The following is a 20749-nucleotide window of genomic DNA, read 5'->3' as shown; positions in this document are numbered from 1 at the left end:
GCGCGTGCTCAGCCGGAGTCCTGGCCGTCGCCGGGGACGAAGCGGTAGCCCATCCCCGACTCCGTGAGCAGGTAGCGCGGGCGGGCCGGCTCGGGCTCGAGCTTCTTCCGCAGCTGGGCGAGGTAGAGGCGGAGGTAGCCCGTGTCCGTGCTGTGGCTCGGTCCCCAGATCTCGTGCAGCAGGGTCTGCCGGGTGACGAGTCGGCCGGGGTTCCGGACGAGCAGCTCCAGCACGCGCCACTCGGTGGGGGTGAGCCGGACGGCGATCGGGCCGTCGCCGGTGCGCCGGGTGACGGCCCGCGCGGTGAGGTCGACGACGTGGTCGCCGAGGACGACCAGCGAGCCGGTCTCCTGCGTGCCGAGCCGCCGGGTGAGGGCGCGGAGGCGGGCGAGCAGCTCGTCCATCGCGAAGGGCTTGGTGACGTAGTCGTCGGCGCCGGCGTCGAGAGCGTCGATGGTGTCGGCGGCGCCGGTGCGGCCGGAGACGACGAGGATCGGCGCGGTGCTCCAGCCGCGCAGTCCGCGGATCACGTCGAGGCCGTCGAGCCCGGGCAAGCCGAGGTCGAGCACGACGAGGTCGGGACGCCGCTCGGCGGCGAGTGCGAGGGCGCTGGTGCCGTTCTCGGCGGTGACGACCTCGTAGCCGCGGGCGCCGAGGGTGATCCGGAGGGCGCGCAGCAGCTGCGCGTCGTCGTCGGCGAGGAGGACCCTCATCGGTCTCCCTCCCGGGGCGTCGGCGCGGGCATCGGTGCGGGTGCGGGTGCGGTCGGCGGCGGCGCGAGCGGGAGGGTGACGACCATGGTCAGCCCGCCGCCGGGGGTGTCCTCGGTGTCGAGCGTGCCGCCCATCCCCTCGGTGAAGCCCTTGGACAGGGCGAGGCCGAGGCCGAGGCCGGTGGTGTTGTCGGTGTCGCCGAGGCGCTGGAACGGGACGAAGACGTCGGCGCGGCGCTCGGGGGCGATGCCCGGTCCGTGGTCGGCGACCCGGATCTGGAGCGTGCCGGCGAAGCCGCTGGTCGAGATCCGCACGCGCCGGTCGGCCGGGGAGTGCCGGACGGCGTTGGCGAGCAGGTTCACCACCACGCGCTGGAGCAGGCCCGCGTCGGCGAGCGCCGGCGGCAGGTCGAGGTCGAGATCGAGGTCGAGCTCCGCCGGTCCGAGGCCGAGCTCGTCGATCGCGGGGAGGACGACGTCCGAGGGGTCGACGGGCGCCAGGGAGACCGCGAGCACCCCGGCCTGCAGCCGGGTGACGTCGAGGAGGTTCGTGACGAGGTCCGCGAGGGTGCCGAGGCTCTCGTCGGCGGTGGCGAGCAGCTCCGCGCGGTCCGCGGCGCTCCAGGCGATGTCGGTGGAGCGCAGTCCGCTGATCGCGGCGGTCGCGGCGGCGAGCGGCCGGCGCAGGTCGTGGCTGACGGCCGAGAGCAGGGCGCTGCGCACCCGATCGGTCTCGGCGAGGGGAGCGAGGCCGCTCGCCGTCTCGCTGAGGTCCTCGTGCTCGAGGGCGGCGTCGAGCTGCGCGACGACGACGGAGAGCAGGCGCCGCTCGCCCGCGCCGACGGGGCGGCCGTGCAGCTCGAGGACGGCGGTGCGGCCGACGGGGACGGTCTCGTGCTGGCCGCCGGGCTCGCCGTCGGCGCCGACGAGCTCGGAGCCGCGGAGCAGGCGGACGCCGGTCAGACCGAAGGCCTCGCGGGCGCGCTCGAGGATCGCCTGCAGGGCGTCCTGGCCGCGGATGACGCCGCCGGCGATGGTGGCGAGCAGCTCGGCCTCGGCGCCGGCCCGGCGGGCGGTGCGGGCGCGGCGGGCGGCGCGGTCGACGACGGCGCTGACCAGGATCGCGTTGGCGATGTAGAGCAGGAGGGCGAGGGCGTGCAGCGGCTCGTCGACGGTGACGGTGTAGAGGGGGTCGACGAAGAAGAAGTCGAGGGTGAGCCCGGACAGCACAGCGGCGAACAGCGCGGGCCCGAGGCCGCCGGCGAGGGCGACCAGGACGACGAGGACCTGGTAGGCGAGGACGTCGCTGGTGATCGACTCGTCGCTGCGGAAGGCGGCGAGCAGCCAGGTGAGCAGCGGCCCGCCGACGAGGGCGAGCAGCAGGCCGAGCACGCGCCGCTTCAGCGTCAGCGCTCCGCCGAGCCGGGGCAGCGCGGGGGAGCGGCCCGCGGAGGCGTGGGTGACGATGTGGACGTCGATCGTCCCGGACTCTCGGATGACCGTTGCGCCGATGCCGGGGCCGGTGAGCGCGGCGGCGAGCCTGCTCCGCCGGCTGACGCCGAGGACGAGCTGGGTGGCGTTGACGGAGCGGGCGAACTCGACGAGGGCGCGTGGCACGTCCTCGCCGACGATCTGGTGGTAGCTGCCGCCGAGGGTGTCGACGAGGGCGCGCTGCTCGGCCAGCACCTCCGGTCGGGCGGCGCGCAGGCCGTCCTGGCTGGTGACGTGCACGGCGAGCAGCTCGCCGCCGGAGGAGCGGGCGGCGATGCGGGCGCCGCGGCGGAGCAGGGTCTCGCCCTCGGGTCCGCCGGTGAGGGTGACGACGACGCGCTCGCGCGCCTCCCAGGTGCTGTCGATGCCGTGCTCGACGCGGTAGCCGTTCAGCGCGGAGTCGACCTCGTCGGCGAGCCAGAGCAGTGCGAGCTCGCGCAGCGCCGTGAGGTTGCCGAGCCGGAAGTAGTTGGACAGGGCGGCGTCGATCCGCTCGGACGGGTAGACGCGGCCGGCCGCGAGGCGGTCGCGGAGGGCCTGCGGGGCGAGGTCGACGACCTCGATCTGGTCGGCGCCGCGCAGGATCGCGTCGGGGATCGTCTCGCGCTGGGGGACTCCGGTGATCTGCTGGACGACGTCGTTGAGCGATTCGATGTGCTGGATGTTGACGGTGGAGACGACGTCGATCCCGGCGTCCAGGAGGGTCCGGACGTCCTGCCAGCGCTTCTCGTGGGCCGAGCCGGGCGCGTTGGTGTGCGCGAGCTCGTCGACGAGGGCGATCCCGGGGCGCCGGGCGAGGACGGCGTCGAGGTCCAGCTCGTCGAGCCGCACGCCGCGGTGCTCGAGGGTGGTCCGCGGGACGACCTCGAGCCCGGTGACCATCGCGGCCGTCGCGGCGCGGCCGTGGGTCTCGACGAAGGCGACGACGACGTCGCGGCCCTCGCTGCGCAGCCGCCGGCCCTCCTCGAGCATCTCGTAGGTCTTGCCGACGCCCGGGGCGGCGCCCAGCAGCACCCGGAGCCGCCCCGTCCTCATCGCCGCCTCAGCTCGCCTGCGCCGCGAGGGCGAGGTTGAGCTCGAGGACGTTCACGGTCTCGTCGCCGAGGAACCCGAGGTCGCGGCCCTGGGTGTGCTCGGCGACGAGGGCGCGGACGTCCTCCTCGCTGAGCCCGCGGGCGGCGGCGACGCGGGCCACCTGGATCGCGGCGTAGGCGGGGCTGATCTGCGGGTCCAGACCCGAGGCGGAGGCGGTGAGGGCGTCGGCGGGGACGGCGGCCGGGTCGACGCCGTCGAACGCGGCGATCGCGGCGCGGCGCTCCTGGATCGCGGCGATGAGCTCCTCGTTCTCGGGGCCGAGGTTGGAGCCGCTGGAGGCGCTCGCGTCGTAGCCGTCGCCCGCGGCGGAGGGCCGGGACTGGAACCACTCGGGCAGCGGGTTCCCGTCGGCGTCGGTGAAGGACTGGCCGATGAGGCTCGAGCCGACGGTCTCGCCGTTCTCGGTGAGCAGCGAGCCGTTCGCCTGGCGGGCGAAGGCGACCTGGCCGAGACCGGTGATCGCGAGGGGGTAGAGGACGCCGAGGGCGACGGTGAGCACGAGGAGGGCGCGGAGGGCGACTCCGTACTGCCGGAGCCCGGTGCGGGGGGTGGTCATGGGGTGGTCTGCTTCCTGCTGAGGAGTGCTGGGAGTGCTGGGAGTGCTGAGGACTGCGGGGTCCGGCTAGAAGCCGGGGAGGAGGGAGACGACGAGGTCGATCAGCTTGATGCCGACGAACGGCGCGATCACCCCGCCGAGCCCGTAGACGAGGAGGTTGCGGCTGAGGACCTTCGAGGCGCTGAGCGCCCGGTAGGCCACGCCGCGGAGGGCGAGCGGGATGAGGGCGATGATGACGAGCGCGTTGAAGACGATCGCCGAGAGGATCGCCGAGGACGGCGAGTGCAGCTGCATCACGTTCAGCACCGCGAGGCCCGGGAAGACCCCGGTGAACATGGCGGGGATGATCGCGAAGTACTTCGCGATGTCGTTCGCGATCGAGAAGGTGGTCAGCGCTCCGCGGGTGATCAGCAGCTGCTTGCCGATCCGGACGATGTCGATGAGCTTGGTCGGGTCGGAGTCGAGGTCGACCATGTTGCCGGCCTCCTTCGCCGCCGACGTGCCGGTGTTCATCGCGACCCCGACGTCGGCCTGCGCGAGCGCCGGGGCGTCGTTGGTGCCGTCGCCGGTCATCGCGACCAGGTTCCCGCCCTCCTGCTCCCGGCGGATGTACTCGAGCTTCTGCTCGGGAGTGGCCTCGGCGAGGTAGTCGTCGACGCCGGCCTCCGCGGCGATCGCCTTCGCGGTGAGCGGGTTGTCGCCGGTGATCATCACCGTGCGGATGCCCATCGCGCGCAGGTCGGCGAAGCGCTCCTTGAGCCCCTCCTTGACGACGTCCTTGAGGTGGACGACGCCGAGGATCCGGCCGGTGCCGCTCGCGTCCTTCACGGCGACGACCAGCGGGGTGCCGCCGCTCTCGGAGACGCGGTGCACCTGCGCCTCGAGCTCCGCGGCGGCGGCGAGCGGGCCGCCGTCCGCGAGCCAGGCGGTGACGGCCGAGCCGGCGCCCTTGCGGATCATCGCGCCGTCGGGGAGGTCGAGGCCGCTCATCCGGGTCTGCGCGGTGAAGGGCACGATCTCGGCGGAGAGGACGTCGCCCGCGAGGGAGTCGTGGTGCACTCCGCGGGCGGCGGCGAGGTCGACGATCGACTTCCCCTCGGGCGTCGGGTCGCTGAGGGAGGAGGACGCCGCGGCGCGGATCAGCTCGTCCTCGCCCGCCCCGCCGACCGGGACGAACTCGGTGGCGCGACGGTTGCCGTAGGTGATGGTGCCGGTCTTGTCGAGCAGCAGCGTGGTGACGTCGCCGGCGGCCTCGACCGCGCGGCCGGACATCGCGAGCACGTTGCGCTGCACGAGCCGGTCCATGCCGGCGATGCCGATCGCGGAGAGCAGGGCGCCGATGGTGGTCGGGATGAGGCAGACCAGCAGGGCGACCAGCACCGGGACGCTGACGGGGGCGGCGGCGTAGGAGGCGATCGGGTTGAGGGTGAGCGTGACGACGAGGAAGACGATCGAGAGGCTCGCGAGGAGGATGTTCAGCGCGATCTCGTTCGGCGTCTTCTGGCGCGAGGCGCCCTCGACCAGGCCGATCATCCGGTCGACGAAGGTCTCGCCGGGCTTCGAGGTGATCCGCACCACGATCCGGTCGGACAGCACCCGCGTGCCGCCGGTGACGGCGCTGCGGTCGCCGCCGGACTCGCGGACCACGGGGGCCGACTCGCCGGTGATCGCGGACTCGTCGACCGAGGCGATGCCCCAGACGATGTCGCCGTCGCCGGGGACCAGGTCGCCCGCCTCGACGACCACGTGGTCGCCGAGCTGCAGGTCGGCCGAGGAGACCTCGCGCACCTGGCCGTGGGCCGCGGCGCCGTCGCCGGCACGGTACTCCAGCAGGCGGCGGGCCATGGTGCTGGTGCGGGTCTGCCGGAGGCTGTCGGCCTGCGCCTTACCGCGGCCCTCGGCGACCGACTCAGCGAGGTTCGCGAAGACGACGGTCGCCCAGAGCCAGAGCGCGATGCCCCAGGTGAAGGAGCCGGGGACCGGGGAGCCGCCGGACTCCTGCGCGCCGCCGAGGAACGGCTCGGCGATCGCGAGGACCGTGGTCAGCGCGGCGCCGACCTCGACCAGGAACATCACCGGGTTCCGCACCATCAGGCGCGGGTCGAGCTTGCGGAGCGCGCCGGGCACCGCGGCGAGGACCTGCTCGGGGCTGAAGGCGGAGGCGCCGCGCCGCGGAGTCTTCTCGGGGGAGGGGGAGGCGGCGGGTCGGTCGAGAGTGGCGGTCATGACTGCAGTCCTTCTGCGAGGGGTCCGAGTGCGAGCACGGGGAAGTAGGTGAGGGCGGTCACGATGGCGGTGACGCCCACGAGGAGGCCGACGAACTGCGGCCGGTGAGTGGGGAGCGTGCCCGCGGTCGCCGGTGCGGCGCCCTGCCGGGCCAGCGAGCCGGCGAGGGCGAGCACCATCACGATCGGCAGGAACCGGCCGAGCAGCATCGCGACTCCGAGGGCCGCGTTGAACCACGGCGTGTTCGCGGTGAGCCCGGCGAAGGCCGAGCCGTTGTTGTTGGCCGCGGAGGTGAAGGCGTAGAGCACCTCGGAGAGGCCGTGCAGCCCGGGGTTCCAGATCGACGTGCTCTCGACGTCGGCCCGCACCGCGGGGATCGCGAAGCTGAGCGCGGTGCCCGCGAGCACCAGGGTCGGCGTGATCAGGATGTAGATGCTCGCGAGCTTGATCTCGAGCGGGCCGAGCTTCTTGCCCAGGTACTCCGGCGTCCGGCCGACGAGCAGCCCGCCGATGAAGACCGCGAGGACCGCGAGCACGAGCATCCCGTAGAGGCCGGAGCCGACGCCGCCGGGGGCGACCTCGCCGAGCATCATGTTCAGCATCGGCAGCATCCCGCCGAGGGCGGTGTAGGAGTCGTGCATCGAGTTGACCGCGCCGGTGGAGGTGAGGGTGCTGGTGGCGCCGAAGAGCGTCGAGCCGGCGATCCCGAACCGGGTCTCCTTGCCCTCCATCGCGCCGCCGGCGGCCTGCGGGGCGCCGCCGCTCCCGCCGAGCTCCAGGAGCGTCAGCGCGGTGAGGGAGACGAGGAAGATCGTCGCCATCGCCGCGAGGATCGCGTAGCCCTGCTTCGCGTCGCCGACCATCCGCCCGAAGGTGCGCGGGAGGGAGAACGGGATCGCCAGCATGAGGACCACCTGCAGCAGGCTGGTCCAGGCGGTGGGGTTCTCGAACGGATGCGCCGAGTTGGCGTTGAAGAAGCCGCCGCCGTTGGTGCCGAGCATCTTGATCGCCTCCTGCGAGGCGACCGGGCCGCCCGGGATGCTCTGCGTGGCACCGGTCACCGTGGTGACGTCGGTGAAGCCGGTGACGTTCTGGATCACGCCGCCGGCCAGGAGCAGGACCGCGCTCAGCACGGCCAGGGGCAGGAGCAGCCGGAGGAGGCCGCGGGTCAGGTCGACCCAGAAGTTGCCGATCGTGCCGCTGCCGCGCCGGGCGAAGCCGCGGACGAGCGCGATCGCGACGGCGATGCCGACCGCGGCCGAGACGAAGTTCTGCACGGCGAGGCCGATCAGCTGGACGGAGTAGCCCATCGTCACGTCGGGGGAGTACGACTGCCAGTTCGTGTTGGTCACGAACGAGATCGCCGTGTTGAAGGACAGCCCCTCCGGGATCGCCGGGAAGCCGAGCGAGTACGGCAGGACGGCCTGCGCCCGCTGGATCCCGTAGAGCAGCAGGACGCTGACGAGCGAGAACGCGAGGACGCCGCGCAGGTAGGCCTGCCAGCTCTGCACGGCGCGGGCGTCCACGCCGATGAGCCGGTAGAAGCCGCGCTCGGCGGCGAGGTCCTTCGGCGAGGAGTACAGGTGCGCCATGTAGTCGCCGAGCGGGCGGTGCAGCAGCACGAGGATCAGGGCGGCGGAGGCGACCTGCAGGATCGCGAGGAAGGCGTCCATCAGAAGCGCTCCGGCTTCACGAGGGCGACGACGAGGTAGCCGATCGCGGCGATCGCGAGGACCGCGGCGAGGGTGTCGAGGACGATCACGCCCGGTCCCCTCCCTTCCGCGCGTCGCGGGGGTCGGCGACGCCGGCCCGGGGGCTCAGCTTCTCGACCCCCTTGGCGAGGACGCCGAGGAGGGTGAAGACGGCGAGGACGCCGATCACGGAGACGAGGTCGAGCACGGGAGGACTCCATCCGGAGGCGGATCGTGACCGCGGATCCGCGGGCACGTGCCAGAGCTGGCACGAGCACTCACTAGACACCTCCGCGGCCCGCCGCTCGGCGGTGCTCACGGTTCCCATACGGCTTGACGGCGGAACCTCACGGGTTCCCTACGACAGCGGCCGAGCGCCTGCCGTCGGGGGCTCCCGACGCCGCGTCACTCCGGGACGGCGGCGGCCCTCCTCGCCTTCCGCTCGCGACGGCCGCTCCGGGCGACGCTGACCACCACCGCGATCGAGAGGCCGATCAGGATGTACTCGACGAGCGCGGTGAACGCGTCGCCGCTGACCTCGGGGGCGGCCGACTGGTCGTCGCCGCCCTGCTGCAGGAAGCGAGCGAAATCGCCGAGGCCGTGCAGCAGGATCGGCACCCACAGCGTCCCCGTCGCGCGCAGGGCGCCGTAGAAGATCGCGCCGTCCATCGCCAGGAACGCCACGGCGACCGCGGTCGCCGGCAGCGGCACGCCGTTGAGGAGGTAGCCGGCGACGTGCCCGAGGCCGAACGCGATCGAGGTGATCAGCAGCGCCGCGAGCTCGCCGTGGTGCCCGCGGACGGCGACCCGGAAGAGACCGCGGAAGTAGAGCTCCTCACCGAAGCCGATCATCAGGCAGCCGACCAGGTAGACCAGCACCATCGGCAGCGCCCGCTCCGCCCACGGCACCGCGAGCAGGAGCTGCACGGTCTGGACGGCGAGGACGACAGGGATCGCGAGCAGCCACCAGCGCCGCCGCTCGGTGAACGGCGACGGCGCCGTCCACGCCTCCCGCAGCCAGCCCGCGCGCCGCGCGAACAGCAGGCCGATCACGATCAGGACGCCGACGGGCAGCCAGGTCCCGATCACGAAGTCGAGAGTGTCGTCACCGCCCGCGAGCGGATCGAGCAGCGTGCCGACGCCGGCCGCGATCAGCACGTAGAGGACGGCGGCCGCGACCCCGACCGGGATCGTGCGGGGGACCGGGCGGTGATCGGTGCTCGCGGTCATGCGAGTGCTCCTTCGGTGACGGCGCTCCGGGTCCGACGGCGCTCGCCGAGGACCAGGACGAGCAGGTCGCCGGTCGGCTCGGTGAGGCCGGAGGAGACGGCCGCCGGCGGCAGCGCCGACCGACCCCCGCCGCGCTCCCAGAACCGCCGCCACGCCGATGTCGTCCGCTGATCGTCCACGAGTACCCCCCTCGTGCCGGCCCGGTGCGGAGCCGACGGCACCAGGCTATCGGCGGGGGAGGCGCCGGCGTCGGTCGTCCTCCCCCTCGGGGGTCAGGCGGGGCCGGTCGCTCCGGGAGCGCTCTCAGCCCTTCCGCTCCCGCCGCAGGAGGCGGCTCAGCTCGTCGTCGATCGTGGCCAGCGGGGAGCAGCGGGCGATCGCCGCCGCCATCTCGACGGCTCGGGCGCGGTAGGACGGGTCGCGCAGGACGGCGCGGATCGCCGTGCCGAGCGCCTCGGCGGAGGGACGCCCGGTCCGCAGGTCGAGGCCGACGCCGAAGTGCGCGACGCGGGCGGCGACCTCGGGCTTGTCCTCGGCGGCGCCGGCGACGACCAGCGGGACGCCGTGACGGAGGGCGAGCAGGGTGCCGCCGAAGCCGCCGTTGGTGACCATCACGGAGGTCAGCGGCAGCAGCTGCTCGTAGGGCAGGAACTCCGCGGCGCGGGCGTTCGCCGGCAGCGGGCCGAGGGAGGCGAGCGGCGCGCGGCCGGTGCTGACGACGACGAGCACGTCCTCGTGCGCGAGCGCCTCGAGGGTCGGGCGGACGACCTTCCCGAAGTCGTGATTGTCGAGCGTGCCCTGGGTGACGTGCACCACCGGGCGGCCGTCGTGGAGGTCGGACCACCAGTCGGGCAGGGCGGCCGGCGCGGGGGCGCTCGGGATCGGTCCGGCGAAGACCACGTTCGGACTGAGGTCCGAGCGGGGGTACTCGAACTCCGCCGGGCCCAGCTGCACGAAGCGGTCGAACGCCGCGGTGAAGTCCAGGACGAAGGTGCGGAGCGGCACGCCCGCGGACTCCTGCACCAGCCGCTCCGCGAGCCGCTGGGTCTTCGCGAAGAGCAGGCGGGCCACGAGCAGGTTCAGCGCGCGGTTCCGCAGCCGCCCGAGCGGCGTCGCGGAGGGCGGGAGTGCCGTGTTGAACGGGGCGACGTCGCGGCTGACCTGCACCAGCGGGCCGATGCCGACGCCGAGGATCGGCGGACGGGAGGCCGGGTCCGCCTCGAGCAGCGGCAGGATCCCGGCGAAGAAGGAGTCGGTCAGAACGGCGTCGATCCGCTCCCGGTCGAGGACCGCCCGGACGGCGCGGTGCTGCTCCGGGAGGGTCGCCACGAAGGTCTGCTCGACCTGGTACTGCGAGAGCGCGAGCCCGCGGTGCCGGTGCATTTCGGGCAGGAAGCCCGCCTCGTCGCGCTCGTCGAAGTCGGCTCGACCGGTGAGGGCCTCGTGGTGCAGGCCGGCGTCGTGCACGCGCTCCTCGAAGGCGGAGCCGGTCAGCACGATGACGTGGTGCCCGCGCTCGGCCAGATGCCTGCCGATGGCGAGCAGCGGTGCCAGGTGACCGTAGAGGGGAGTGCTGCAGAGCAGGATGGTGGCCACGACGGCTCCTCGATCAGGTCGGTTCGGGGTGGTGCTCGGGGTCTTCGGGGTGGTTCGCGGGGTTCTCGGCGTGCGGCGGGAGGAGCAGGCGGGTGAGCGCGTCCCCGAGGAACCGCTCGAGCTGCTCGGCGCTCCAGCCGCGGTCGAGGGCGAGCAGATTCCAGAGCTGCGGGCTGGCGAGGGCGTAGAGGATGTCGCCCGCCTGCTCCGGGGTCATGTCGTCGCGCAGCGGACCGCGCACGAGCCGGGCGAACGCCTGCTGGTCGGCGAGGCGGCCGGCGCTCTGCCGGGCGAGGTCCTCGGCGAGGGCGGGGTCGTCCTGCGCGGCGGCGGCCATCACGTTCCAGAGCGGCGCGGCCCGCTGCGCCAGGGCGACGGAGTGGTGCGCGAGCTGCCGCAGCTGCCGCTCGGGATCGGACTCCGCCGCGACGGCCGCGACCCACTCCTGGTCGGTGACGCCCGCCTCGGAGTCCTCCCCGGTCGTCATCGCCGCGGTGAGCGCCCGGAGCACGTCGGCCTTCCCGCCGATCGCGAGGTAGATCGTCTGGACGGAGGTCCCCGCCGCGCGGGCCAGCTGCGAGATCGTCGTCCCCGCGTAGCCCTGGCTGAGGAACAGTCCCGCGGCCGCGTCGAGGATCCGCGCCCGGGTCTGCGCGCGATCGGTGTCGCCGCGCTCGCGCCGCCGCCGGGCGTCGTAGGGCCGGGAGGCCGCCCTCTGCTCGTCGCCGCCGCTCATCCCGACGGACTCACGACGGCGGGCGCCGGGGAGGTCGCGGCGTGGGTGGGTGTGGCGGTCACGGAGGTGTCCTCGGGAGTCGAGAGGTGGTGGGTGCGAAGGGAGACGGATCGCTCGTGGCGATCCCGTGACACTCCGCATTTCTCACTATAACGCCACTCCAGCGAGATGTGCGGCCGTCCTGGTCAGCGGGAGTCGATCGCGTCCGCGGCGTTCTCGGCAGGTGCCGCCCGGTCGTCGATCACTCGCAGCCTTGCGACCGCGCTCGCGAAGCCGCGGCGGTCGCGGGTGACGAGCACCCCGACGAGCGCTGCCAGGACGAGCAGTGTCGCGCCGGTCCCGGAGCCGGGCAGTGGGGAGGCGAGCGCGGCCGCCCATCCGCCGGACCCCAGCGCCCAGCGGACCAGACGCTGCCACAGCGCCGGCGATGTCGACGGCGTCAGCCGGACGACCGCCTCGCCGATCGTCCGCCCGGTGCGCAGCACGAGCACGAGCTGGAGCGCAGGCGCCACGAAGGCGAGGACGCCCAGCACCAGCGGCGCGAGCCCCGGCGGCACGCCCGGTTCGAGGAGCGCGAGGCCGAGCGCGGTCACCGACGCCAGCGTCCCCGACACCAGGGTCAGCACGAGCGCGTCGCAGAGCATCCCGAACAGCCGGCGCCGCAGGGTCACCGGCCGCGGCTGCCCCGCGTCGCGGTCGGCGCGGCGTCCGGTGAGCAGGACGAGCACGGGAGCGAGCACCGTGCCGAGCAGCGCGCCCGCGGTGTTCGCGAGCAGGTCGTCGACGTCGAAGAGGCGGTAGGCGCACGGGAAGAGGAACCAGTCGCCCGTGAGCTGGGTGAACTCGATCAGCAGCGACACCGCCAGCCCGGCGAGGCCGCCCGCCACCACGCCCGCGGCGAGCCGGCCCCGCAGGACCACCTGGCGCACGAGCATCCCGAGCGGCACGAAGAGGATGACGTTGAAGACGACCTGCGTCGACGCCCGGTTCGTCACGATCGAGAGCGGGCCGCTCAGCCCGCCCTCCTTCGCGATGTCGGCGAGGAAGGTGAAGGGCCGCAGCTGCGGCGACGACGGGGTGCGGCACAGCGCCTCCACGGTGCTCGCGTCCGGCAGCGGCAGCAGCGTGTAGGTGACGAGCGCGAGCGCGTAGACGACGGTGAGGAAGGCGAGGACCGCCGGCCCGAGCCCGAGCTCGCCGCGCCGCCGGTACTGCAGCGCCGCCCACGGCACCAGGCCGACGATCGCGAGAGCGGATCCCCCGAGCAGGGCGACGACGGCGGGCCAGACGGAGTCCATGACTCGACCCTAGACAGCGGGCTTCGGGGGAGGAGCCCGTCGCGGGCGGGACGGTCTCGGTCGAGCCGGCGACCGGCGTCGCCAGAGGGGGTGTCGTTGACGGCGCCCGGCAGGAGACGACATCCTCGGCTTCGCCTGCTCCATCCGAAGCGTCGGGATTATAGATTGGGCTATAGGAGGTGGTTCTCTTGTCCAGCATCCAGACGCCCGACGCCAACACCGTCCGTCATCTTCGAGGTCGTGGCCCCCGTGTGTCGGGTGCGATCAACGCGATGAAGCAGCGACGCCTCGATCGAGCACAGCAGCCCTCGACGGTCTTCCGTCGTCCTGAGGTCGGTGGCGAGCCCCGCCAGGCGTCACAGGCGAACGGCGGTCCAGCGATCGGAGAACCGCGCAGGCCCGGCGTTCTCGACGAGACACAGGGGAGCGTCGCCGGGACCGACCTCCTCCGCCGTCTGCGAAGCCGACAGGTCGTGACGAGAGTGTCGTACCTGCGGGAGCTGCGCCGGGTGGCCGAGGACACGACGCAGACGCAGCTCGCCCGGCTCATCGGCATCTCCCAGCCCTCGGTCAACAGCGCCTTGAAGTCCGCGGCCGCCGTGCCGGACGTGCGCACCGGATTCTCCGGCGCCACCACCTACGAGATCGCCCAGCGCTACGACGCGGGCGAGCTGACGCGCGAGCAGACCGTCGACGAGCTCGGCCGCTGGTCCTACCGGCCCGGCTCGCCCAGCGACGGCTACGACTGGATCACCGGAGACGAGGGCGAGTTCGCGGACGTCGCGCGCGCCCATACCGAGCACCTGATCGACGGGACGATGTACGAGGAGATCCTGCTCCGCTACAGCGAGCAAGGTCGGTGACGGGGGAGGACTCGTCAGCGATCGCAGCGCATCGCGAGACGGTCCGTGAGTGGAGTCGGGCGGACGGACCGCTGCTACAGCTTCGTCTCCGCGACCCGCGGGACCAGTCGCCAGGACTGAAGCGTGTCCGATAGCCGATGATCGTCCTGACGTCGGCAGCGCTTCGCTACTCAGCGGGACGCGCTCGATGACCTGCCCAGAGGGTGGCCAGCCACGCCGCCGAACCGAGGACCGGCAGGAGTACGACGACGACCGTCCATCCGACGCGCGCAACGTTCGAGAGGGACGTCGTTCTGACGAGAGTCACGATCGAGACGATGAGCAGAGCGGCGCTGAGGATCGAGAAGACAACCCACGCGGCGTCGTAGTACGCGGGAACGAGGATCACTGCGTCTTCCGTCAGAACGTTCTCCCTCGATGTCGGGCCAGGGCGACCGGGGTCGATGGGCTGCTCATCCAGCCTCTACGCAGTCGAAGAATCCCGCAAGCAGACCACTACGACGATCGTCTCGAGAGGGGATGGCGGCGTTCGCGGTGTGGACCTGCCAGATCACAGCGAGGGTGATGCACAGCAGGCAGGATCCGAGGCCGAAGGCGAGAAGGGTCTTGCTCCCGGAATTCGTGCAGCCGAATCTCCACAGCACGTTCCTGAGGACGATGAGCGACACGGGGACCGCTCCGAGCGAGAACGTCCATTGCTCCCACGTCACGAGCACGACTCCGTCCCGCAGCGAGCCTGATCGTCGGCAGATGCCCTCGTCACTGTTCGGAGAGCGGGGGAGTGATCGCGATCATCTCGGGGGAAGGTGTCTCGTAACCGCCGATGACGAGTGTGCTGGTGTCCGTCCAGCTCGGCTCGGAGTACGAGACCGGCTCGGGGTTCCCGGCGCCAGGTCGCTCGCTGGTGATCCCGATGGCCACCGCACCCACGGCGAGGAAGCCGGAGACCAGCGCCGTGACCGTCACGGTCAGCACGGTGCTGCGAAGTGTCTGCATCGTGCTGCCCCTCGAGTAGGTCGAACGGTGGGGGGCGTACCAGCGCAGGTGCTGGCGACGACGTGCTGCAGGCCCCATAGAGGGATGGTCTTGGGGGCCCACCGGCGGAAGGGGGGCGCGTGCAGGGGATCCCTGTGATGGGCCGACGTCTTCAGCGCGAAGCGCCCGAAGAATCGGCAGGTGGAGGGTCTTCGACGGCGATCCTGGGAATCAAGTCGGGGTACCCCCGCAGCTCGAGGTACCGGGTCACGGTGCCGATGTAACGCCGGCGGTGAGGTGTCGCCACGTGTCGTTCGATGATCCTTCGTGCCTGTGCCTCGTCGCCTCGGGCGCGGTACAGGTCTGCGATGTCGAGCTCGCCTGCCGGGCGGACGGAAGCAGGGTCCTGCTCGAACGCTGCAGTGATGCTCCGAGCCGTCGAGTGGCGGTCCAACCACGGCAAGCCGAGGTCTCGCACCACCGCGGCCGCATTCACTGTTGCATCAGGGTCGTCGAGAGGCCACCACAGGCCCGACGAATTCGGGTCCATCAGCTCGCCCATGGTCCGGCGGAGATGGCAGTTGTAATCGTTGATCCATGAACTCCGCGGAGTGTGCAGGCGGTTCATGCTGGGGACGTGGACACCGAACTCGATTCGGAACGTTCCGTACAGGCGCTCACGAAGCCCACGAATCTCGGTCCACGCCGGCGGCTCCTTCGGCGCCATCCAGAAGAAGACGAGGTGGACGAGCCCGTCGCCCGCGACACGGTTGAAGCTGTGGCGGCGTTTCCGGAAACCAGCCTCTTTGAGTAGCGAGGCGCTACCCGCGACGATCTCGACCATCCGATCTGCCTGAGGCGTCTGGTCGACCATTCGGTCATCGTAGCCACCTGCTGTCGCACTGTATGGGATGGCCCATTTCGACCAATTCATCGTCGGGACGCAGATCCGAGCCCGGTCACTCATCAACTCATCTACTCACGTGAGTTCGGCCTTTTCCTGCCACCTCGTGGCGTACAGCTCGCCCCTCCCGATCGCCGCGGGGACATGCCGGTCCTTCTATGCCAGCAGCACTGCCCATCCGCCTGCCGCGAGGAGGACGATGAGCAGCGCCACTCCCGCCCAGATCCCATCGACCGCTGTCGATGTCCCCCTCGCGAGTCGGACGGCTCCGAGGACGAGGATGAGCCCGCCACTGACGAATTGGATCGAGAAGGCCAGCTGATAGAGCTGGTCCGCCCGGTCGGTGGTCGGCGAGCCCCCACCCTCCAGTCGAACATCCGAGGCCGTGGCGAGGAGAACGAGAAGGAAGGGTAGAGCGAGAAGTCCGGACAGTCCGATCGTGTGGAGCAGGATCGGGACGGAGAAGACCTCCGAAGCCGGGCTCCGTCTCGGCGTCGACGAGTGCGCGATGGGCTACCTCTCAAGGGAGACGGACCCGAAGGACGGGTAGTCGGGGCCTTCGTAGTTCATGGCGGTGAGGGTTCTGATCGCCGGCATGGTGTGTGCTCCGGGTACGGCGATCTCCTGGTCCGGCTGTTGCGGGTCCAGAGGGCCGATGTCGAAGGAGTAGCCGGCAGTGTCGACCCAGGCGCCCGAGCTGTCCTGCTCGAGCGCGCCTTCCTTGAGCTGCAGCCTCAGGTCAGAGGCGTCACCGGTCGAGAATCCGGTGACGGTCGCCCAGGTCGATCCATCCGCGCGGCGCTCGATCAGGACCGATCCTGTCGTCTCGGTCTGCTGACTGACGAAGTCGCCCCTCAGGGGGAGTTGCTGCTCGAACGCACTGAGCTGAGGGTCGTCGGACGCGTCCGGACCCGGCGAGCCTGCCGGATCCACGCTCGATGATGCGACAGCGACTGTCGACGATTCGTCGCCGGCGGTCGCGTCCGCGGTGCAGCCGGACAGCACGAGTACGCCGGCGAGAGCCGTGATCGAGAGCGTGGTTCCGATTCTGCTGATCCCCATGGCCCGATCCTGGCATGAGGGCGCCCGCGCGACGAGCCGACGTGAGGTGATGTCCCACATCTCTTCGATGTCATCCATGTCGTTCCCCTTCAGTGATCGCCCTTCACTGTGGACATGTCCGGACAGCGCCGTCGTGATGCGGAGCCTCAGAGAGTTTCGCGAACCGAGCGCAGACGATCAGCGAGCCGTGATTCTCGCGCGCATCGGTCGGCACTGCATTCCGGGCATGACTGATCGCGCGCTCGGCAACGCATATACGGCCGTCCTCCTGTTGGTGGGTGCGGTGATGATCCTCATCGGATCGCTCACCTCAGGGTCAGTGGGGGCCACTGCCGCCGTCGCCTTCGGTGCAGCGGCGGTGACGGCGGGGCTTGTGCTCCTCGGCCTCCGCTTCACCACCTCCGCCCGTCAGCCGCGCGCCGAGGCGACTCGGCGAGTGCCTAGGGAGCCGTGCGGGCGCTCTGACGTGATGCTCGCCGTTCGCGAGTGGTGCCTGTACTCAGGAACACGAAGCTGACGCCGGTGACAGCGAGGTACGCCGGTGCCAGAAGTGCGCATGCCACGACGAGAAGGACCTCAGGAACGGTGAACGGGCGGTCGAGCGCCGCAAGAAGCGCCGCGCCGGCGACGTGGACTGCGGCGGCGACGCCGATGATCCGCGACGCACGCTTCTCGAGGAGTCCGGCGCGCACTGCCGAGACGGTGGCGAGGAGTGGTGCCGCGAGAGCCGTGACGCTGAGTGCCCCCATTGTGAGGAGGGGTGATCCGAGCTCGAGCGGTGGCACGAGGCTCGACCACGACAGGTGGAAGGTGGTCCATGCGGCTCCGAGACCGCAGAGTCCGATGACGGCGGCGAGGAGTGGTCGGCCGCGCCGCGATGCGGTGATGGCCGTGCACAGCCAGGCGAGAGCGACGGTCGCTGCGGCGAGGAGCACGGGGAATGCGTAGCTGCGTCCCATCAGGTCCACGAAACCGCCCTGAGCAAGGGTCATGTCCCGCCCGCCGACCTCGAGCACGCCGGCCCCGTACGACCACGTCGCGAGGAGGAGCAGGAGTCCGATCGCGGTGCCGGCACGGCGGCCGGAACGAGCAGGCGCCAGGAGGGTCTCGCGAATGCCGGCTCGGGCGAGCTCTGCCCGGTCACGTGGTGTCGGTCCCGATACACCGGTCGCGTCGTCCCGATCGAGGAAGGTGCCGATCACGCTCTCGGCGTGGGCGGCTCGCCACGCCGCCGGGTACCAGCGCAGCGCCCGTCGGTAGGCGTCGAGGGAGGATCTGCTCATGCCGGCGCGATCCGGCCGAGGCGGCGAGCCGCGCGCGATGCGGCCCGCTCGAGCTGCGCCAGACGAGCGGCGTCCACCGCGAGGCGAGCGGCGCCGGCGTCGGTCAGCCGGAAGTACCGGCGCCGGCGTCCGTTGACCTCCTCGTCGCCGTCCGCGGCGACGAGGCCCTGACGCTCGAGCCGGTCCAGGGCGGCGTAGAGGGTCGGGATCTTCATGGTCATCGCACCGTCGGAGAGCTCGCGCACCGCCGACACGATGCCGTAGCCGTGCGCTCGTCCGGCGGCGAGGACCGTCATGATCCACACCCGCGGTTCCCGTATCTCTTCCACGCCTGGACCATACTCTGCGTTACGGAGTATCACCAGCGAACGAATTGGCGGTAGCCGTCCCTTATCGGGATCGTTCACCGGGTCGGCCTGGTATCCGATAGGGGATCGGTGACCGGACGCGTCGAGTCGGTCGCGCTCGGTCTATGATTTCGGTCCCTTACGGGCCGTGCGCGACTGGGGCAGCTCGAGGGTGAGTGGAGGCCTCTCGCTCCGCGATGCTGGCTTCAAAAGGGAAAGCTGGCCGCGGCTCACCTCGCAACGAGGCGAATGTACATGTCTCCGGTGACGAGAACGGTGTCGCTGGCTACCTCGCCGCCTTCGCACCTGGCTCCCACGTCGTACTCCCGATATCCGAAGACCCGAAACGGCCATGGGAAGGTGCCGTCCCGGCGCGTGAACATACCCGACTCCTCTCCCGTCAAGGAATCGAGGAGGCATCGACCCAACGGCTCACCAGCCTCATTCACGACGACGCCCGAAACGGAGAACTGGGGCGGCGGCGATGACTGGGGGAACCATGTCGCGGCAGCGCAGACGAGTGCGGTCACCGCGACCCCCGTCACCAACAGCCAACGATCCCTCATCCCCTGACGATACGAGCAGACCGTCATCTGCAGGCGTGCAGGCACGATGACGGTCGAGCAACCGCGTCTCAATAAGGGATCGCTGGGCGATCAAGGCTGCGCCGACGTGAGTCCGCTAGGCGCGGCGGCCACGGGTGGTCGTCTCGTTCACGGTTGTGGACGGGCTGCGGTTCGCGGTGCAGGCTGTGGCCATGACCGAGGACTCGCGCACGAGCTTGCGGTATTCCGCTGAGGTCGCAGACTGCGCTCTTGCAAGCTTCACGGCGGAGATGATCACCCGCACGGGCTTGGACATGGAGACGTTGCTGCTCAGCATGCGGCGGGATGTTCGCCGCAACGGTGTTCCTGATGATGCCGGGCTGTGGGACGACTGGGTTCGTCACCTCTGGGAGGCTTCCGGGTTCTCTCATGACTCAGCGATATGGGACCTGCGCGAGGACTTCTTCGAGACCACCGTCAGAGTGGAGGGGCGCGATTATCGGGTGCGCTCACGAGGCGGCAGGGAGTCTGATCGGCCGGCCGATGCCTTCGTTCTCTCATCTGAAGGGGGCCAACCCGAGGGTTTCTACTACGACGCGATCGTGAGGTGTCTACGCGCCTGGCTCGATCAGAATCCCGACAGCAAGGACAAGACAGTCCTGCTGGCGTTGACGTCGAATTGGAACGCCTACTGAGCTCCCGAGAGCGTCGATGACCCGGGACTGCAGCCGTCGCGACACGCGTCGCCCATCGCCAACGGACTCGTCGCATCTCGATGGCGTCCCGTTTCGGTCCTGACCGCTCTAGCGGTGTCCCGTATGGGGATCGTTGACCGGTACGGAGTGGTGAGGCAGTTCTCGGATCAGCTATCGAGATTGATGGTCGCGAGCTGGAACACGGCGCAGCGCGGGGCGGCCGCGGCGAAGTCGTCGGGGCCGGCGTTCTCGCCGGCCTCGAAGATGCGGGCGGCGACTTTTCGTCCCTGGCTGTGCTGGTGCCAATACGCGCGGAGGACAGGGGCGCGCTGCTCCTCGGGGAGCTCCGTGAAGGCCACCCTCTCTCGTCGCCGGCCGCGCTGGATCTCGCCCTCGCCTGCCGCGCGGACGTTCTTCACCCACTCCATCCGCCGCCCGGCGACGACGTATCGGGCGCCCTCGAGAGTGACGATCGAGACGGGCGTGGAACGCGGTTGTCCGCTGACGCGTCCGCGGACAGTGAGGATCCGCGGCGGTCCGGCCGGCACGCCGAGTCGGTTCAGGAGCTTCACTGCAGCGTTGCCGTACTTGAGCAGGGGCGGGAGGTCCGGTCGGTCGTTCATTCTGCGTCCTTCGGGCGGGAGTCGGTCTCGTGGGCCTCGCGGGTCGTCGTGACGACGGCGACTCCCGCTTCTCTCGCCTCGTAGGCGACGGCGGGTGGGACGTCCGGGAGGGTGACGATGGTGTCGAGGTCGCGGAAGGTTGCGAAGCGGTGCGCGGCGGTGCGGGAGAACTTCTCGGGTGTGGAGACGAGGACGACGCGCCGGGAGGACGCGATGGCGGCTCTCTTCACCTGGGCGTCGCCCCATCTCGCGACGGTGAGGCCGGTCTCGGGGTCGGCGGCGCAGGCGCCGAGGATCGCGACGTCGAAGCGCATCGCGCGGACCGCTTCCGCGGCGCCGGCGCCGGTGAAGGCGAGGTCGTCGTGTCCGACGGGCCCGCCCGGGACGATGACCTCGTTCCCGGGGGTTCTCGCGAGTGCTGCTGCGGCGTAGAGGGAGAGCGCGAACGCGGTGATGCCGAGGCCGGCGAGTTCCTCGGCGACGGCCAGTGCTGTGGTGCCGTTGTCGATGAGGACGCTGTCGCCGGGCGAGATCATGGCGGCGGCCGTCCGCGCCAGCTCGGTCTTCTCGGTCGCGTCCTCGCTGCGCCGGATCGCGAACGGATACTCCGATCCGCGGGTGGCGACCGGCGCTGCTCCACCTCGGACGCGCCGGAGCGCGCCCTGCTCGGCAAGCTCGGTCAGGTCGCGGCGGATGCTGATCGCGGAGGCGCCGGTGAGGGTGACCAGCTCGCCCACGGATCGCTCCCCGGAGTCGACAGCCCGGATGATCACTCTCTGACGTTCTGATCGTTGCACGTGATCACTCTAGTTCGTACGGTG

General features: G+C 71.3%; 23 protein-coding genes. 2 read left to right on the top strand and 21 right to left on the bottom strand.

Annotation, left to right across the window (positions count from 1 at the left end; genetic code table 11):
* Positions 1–8: 8 nt before the first annotated feature.
* From C1I64_RS07610 to C1I64_RS07560, 12 genes are all read right to left on the bottom strand, one after another.
* On the bottom strand, positions 9–713 hold the full coding sequence (locus tag C1I64_RS07610; protein WP_127886813.1) for a response regulator: 705 nt from the start codon (positions 711–713) through the stop codon (positions 9–11).
* Positions 710–3238 carry a sensor histidine kinase gene (locus C1I64_RS07605; RefSeq protein ID WP_127886812.1) on the bottom strand — a complete coding sequence of 843 codons (2529 nt, stop codon included), beginning with the start codon at positions 3236–3238 and terminating at the stop codon, positions 710–712. The genes C1I64_RS07610 and C1I64_RS07605 overlap by 4 nt, the downstream gene beginning before the upstream one ends.
* A 7-nt stretch (positions 3239–3245) precedes the next feature.
* Positions 3246–3854 carry a potassium-transporting ATPase subunit KdpC gene (gene kdpC, locus C1I64_RS07600; RefSeq protein ID WP_127886811.1) on the bottom strand — a complete coding sequence of 203 codons (609 nt, stop codon included), beginning with the start codon at positions 3852–3854 and terminating at the stop codon, positions 3246–3248.
* A 66-nt stretch (positions 3855–3920) separates the two neighbouring features.
* Positions 3921–6080, bottom strand: coding sequence for a potassium-transporting ATPase subunit KdpB (gene kdpB / locus C1I64_RS07595; RefSeq protein WP_127886810.1), 2160 nt, complete (start codon positions 6078–6080; stop codon positions 3921–3923).
* The gene (gene kdpA / locus C1I64_RS07590; protein WP_127886809.1) at positions 6077–7753 is read right to left on the bottom strand and encodes a potassium-transporting ATPase subunit KdpA; all 1677 of its coding nucleotides are present in this window, start codon (positions 7751–7753) and stop codon (positions 6077–6079) included. Before kdpA ends, kdpB begins: the two co-directional genes overlap by 4 nt.
* Positions 7753–7842, bottom strand: coding sequence for a potassium-transporting ATPase subunit F (locus tag C1I64_RS07585; protein ID WP_123446358.1), 90 nt, complete (start codon positions 7840–7842; stop codon positions 7753–7755). The genes kdpA and C1I64_RS07585 overlap by 1 nt, the downstream gene beginning before the upstream one ends.
* Positions 7839–7979 carry a hypothetical protein gene (locus tag C1I64_RS20005; RefSeq protein WP_159422630.1) on the bottom strand — a complete coding sequence of 47 codons (141 nt, stop codon included), beginning with the start codon at positions 7977–7979 and terminating at the stop codon, positions 7839–7841. The genes C1I64_RS07585 and C1I64_RS20005 overlap by 4 nt, the downstream gene beginning before the upstream one ends.
* Before the next feature lie 197 nt (positions 7980–8176).
* Entirely contained in the window at positions 8177–9001 is an 825-nt protein-coding gene (locus C1I64_RS07580; protein WP_127886808.1) for a CPBP family intramembrane glutamic endopeptidase, read from the bottom strand.
* Positions 8998–9180, bottom strand: coding sequence for a hypothetical protein (locus C1I64_RS07575; RefSeq protein WP_127886807.1), 183 nt, complete (start codon positions 9178–9180; stop codon positions 8998–9000). Before C1I64_RS07575 ends, C1I64_RS07580 begins: the two co-directional genes overlap by 4 nt.
* A 124-nt stretch (positions 9181–9304) precedes the next feature.
* On the bottom strand, positions 9305–10597 hold the full coding sequence (locus C1I64_RS07570; RefSeq protein WP_127886806.1) for a glycosyltransferase: 1293 nt from the start codon (positions 10595–10597) through the stop codon (positions 9305–9307).
* Positions 10598–10610: 13 nt separating this feature from the next.
* Positions 10611–11333, bottom strand: coding sequence for a TetR/AcrR family transcriptional regulator (locus tag C1I64_RS07565; protein WP_164874482.1), 723 nt, complete (start codon positions 11331–11333; stop codon positions 10611–10613).
* Positions 11334–11518: 185 nt separating this feature from the next.
* Positions 11519–12631 (bottom strand): VanZ family protein, encoded by a 1113-nt coding sequence (locus tag C1I64_RS07560; RefSeq protein WP_127886804.1) that lies wholly within the window; start codon positions 12629–12631, stop codon positions 11519–11521.
* 188 nt (positions 12632–12819) lie between these two features.
* Between C1I64_RS07560 and C1I64_RS20330 the strand changes: the two genes are divergently transcribed.
* Entirely contained in the window at positions 12820–13494 is a 675-nt protein-coding gene (locus C1I64_RS20330) for a hypothetical protein (RefSeq protein ID WP_127886803.1), read from the top strand.
* A 166-nt stretch (positions 13495–13660) separates the two neighbouring features.
* Here C1I64_RS20330 and C1I64_RS07550 read toward each other — a convergent pair whose 3' ends face one another.
* The 7 genes from C1I64_RS07550 to C1I64_RS07520 form a co-directional block, all read right to left on the bottom strand.
* Entirely contained in the window at positions 13661–13882 is a 222-nt protein-coding gene (locus C1I64_RS07550; protein WP_164874480.1) for a PLDc N-terminal domain-containing protein, read from the bottom strand.
* Positions 13883–14253: 371 nt separating this feature from the next.
* On the bottom strand, positions 14254–14490 hold the full coding sequence (locus C1I64_RS07545) for a hypothetical protein (protein WP_127886801.1): 237 nt from the start codon (positions 14488–14490) through the stop codon (positions 14254–14256).
* Between the two features lie 151 nt (positions 14491–14641).
* Complete coding sequence (locus C1I64_RS07540; protein WP_127886800.1) at positions 14642–15343, bottom strand: DUF4304 domain-containing protein; 702 nt, start codon at positions 15341–15343, stop codon at positions 14642–14644.
* Between the two features lie 543 nt (positions 15344–15886).
* Entirely contained in the window at positions 15887–16513 is a 627-nt protein-coding gene (locus C1I64_RS07535) for a hypothetical protein (protein WP_127886799.1), read from the bottom strand.
* 362 nt (positions 16514–16875) lie between these two features.
* Complete coding sequence (locus tag C1I64_RS07530; RefSeq protein WP_127886798.1) at positions 16876–17718, bottom strand: hypothetical protein; 843 nt, start codon at positions 17716–17718, stop codon at positions 16876–16878.
* Positions 17715–18047: a PadR family transcriptional regulator gene (locus C1I64_RS07525; protein WP_208645100.1), complete on the bottom strand. Its 333-nt coding sequence runs from the start codon at positions 18045–18047 to the stop codon at positions 17715–17717. The genes C1I64_RS07530 and C1I64_RS07525 overlap by 4 nt, the downstream gene beginning before the upstream one ends.
* 248 nt (positions 18048–18295) lie before the next feature.
* Positions 18296–18631, bottom strand: a complete 336-nt coding sequence (locus tag C1I64_RS07520) for a hypothetical protein (protein WP_127886797.1) — start codon at positions 18629–18631, stop codon at positions 18296–18298.
* A gap of 191 nt (positions 18632–18822) precedes the next feature.
* Between C1I64_RS07520 and C1I64_RS07515 the strand changes: the two genes are divergently transcribed.
* Positions 18823–19305, top strand: a complete 483-nt coding sequence (locus C1I64_RS07515) for a hypothetical protein (protein WP_127886796.1) — start codon at positions 18823–18825, stop codon at positions 19303–19305.
* Positions 19306–19472: 167 nt separating this feature from the next.
* On the opposite strand, the gene C1I64_RS07510 is transcribed toward C1I64_RS07515, so the two are convergent.
* Both C1I64_RS07510 and C1I64_RS07505 read right to left on the bottom strand, forming a co-directional pair.
* Positions 19473–19928, bottom strand: a complete 456-nt coding sequence (locus C1I64_RS07510) for a nitroreductase family deazaflavin-dependent oxidoreductase (protein ID WP_127886795.1) — start codon at positions 19926–19928, stop codon at positions 19473–19475.
* Positions 19925–20701 carry a DeoR/GlpR family DNA-binding transcription regulator gene (locus tag C1I64_RS07505; protein WP_279630160.1) on the bottom strand — a complete coding sequence of 259 codons (777 nt, stop codon included), beginning with the start codon at positions 20699–20701 and terminating at the stop codon, positions 19925–19927. Before C1I64_RS07505 ends, C1I64_RS07510 begins: the two co-directional genes overlap by 4 nt.
* Between the last annotated feature and the right edge of the window lie 48 nt (positions 20702–20749).

It is taken from the genome of Rathayibacter festucae DSM 15932 (assembly GCF_004011135.1).
Taxonomy (GTDB): domain Bacteria; phylum Actinomycetota; class Actinomycetes; order Actinomycetales; family Microbacteriaceae; genus Rathayibacter; species Rathayibacter festucae.
Note: the sequence above shows the minus strand (reverse complement) of the source record. Positions and strands in the feature narration are given on the sequence as shown.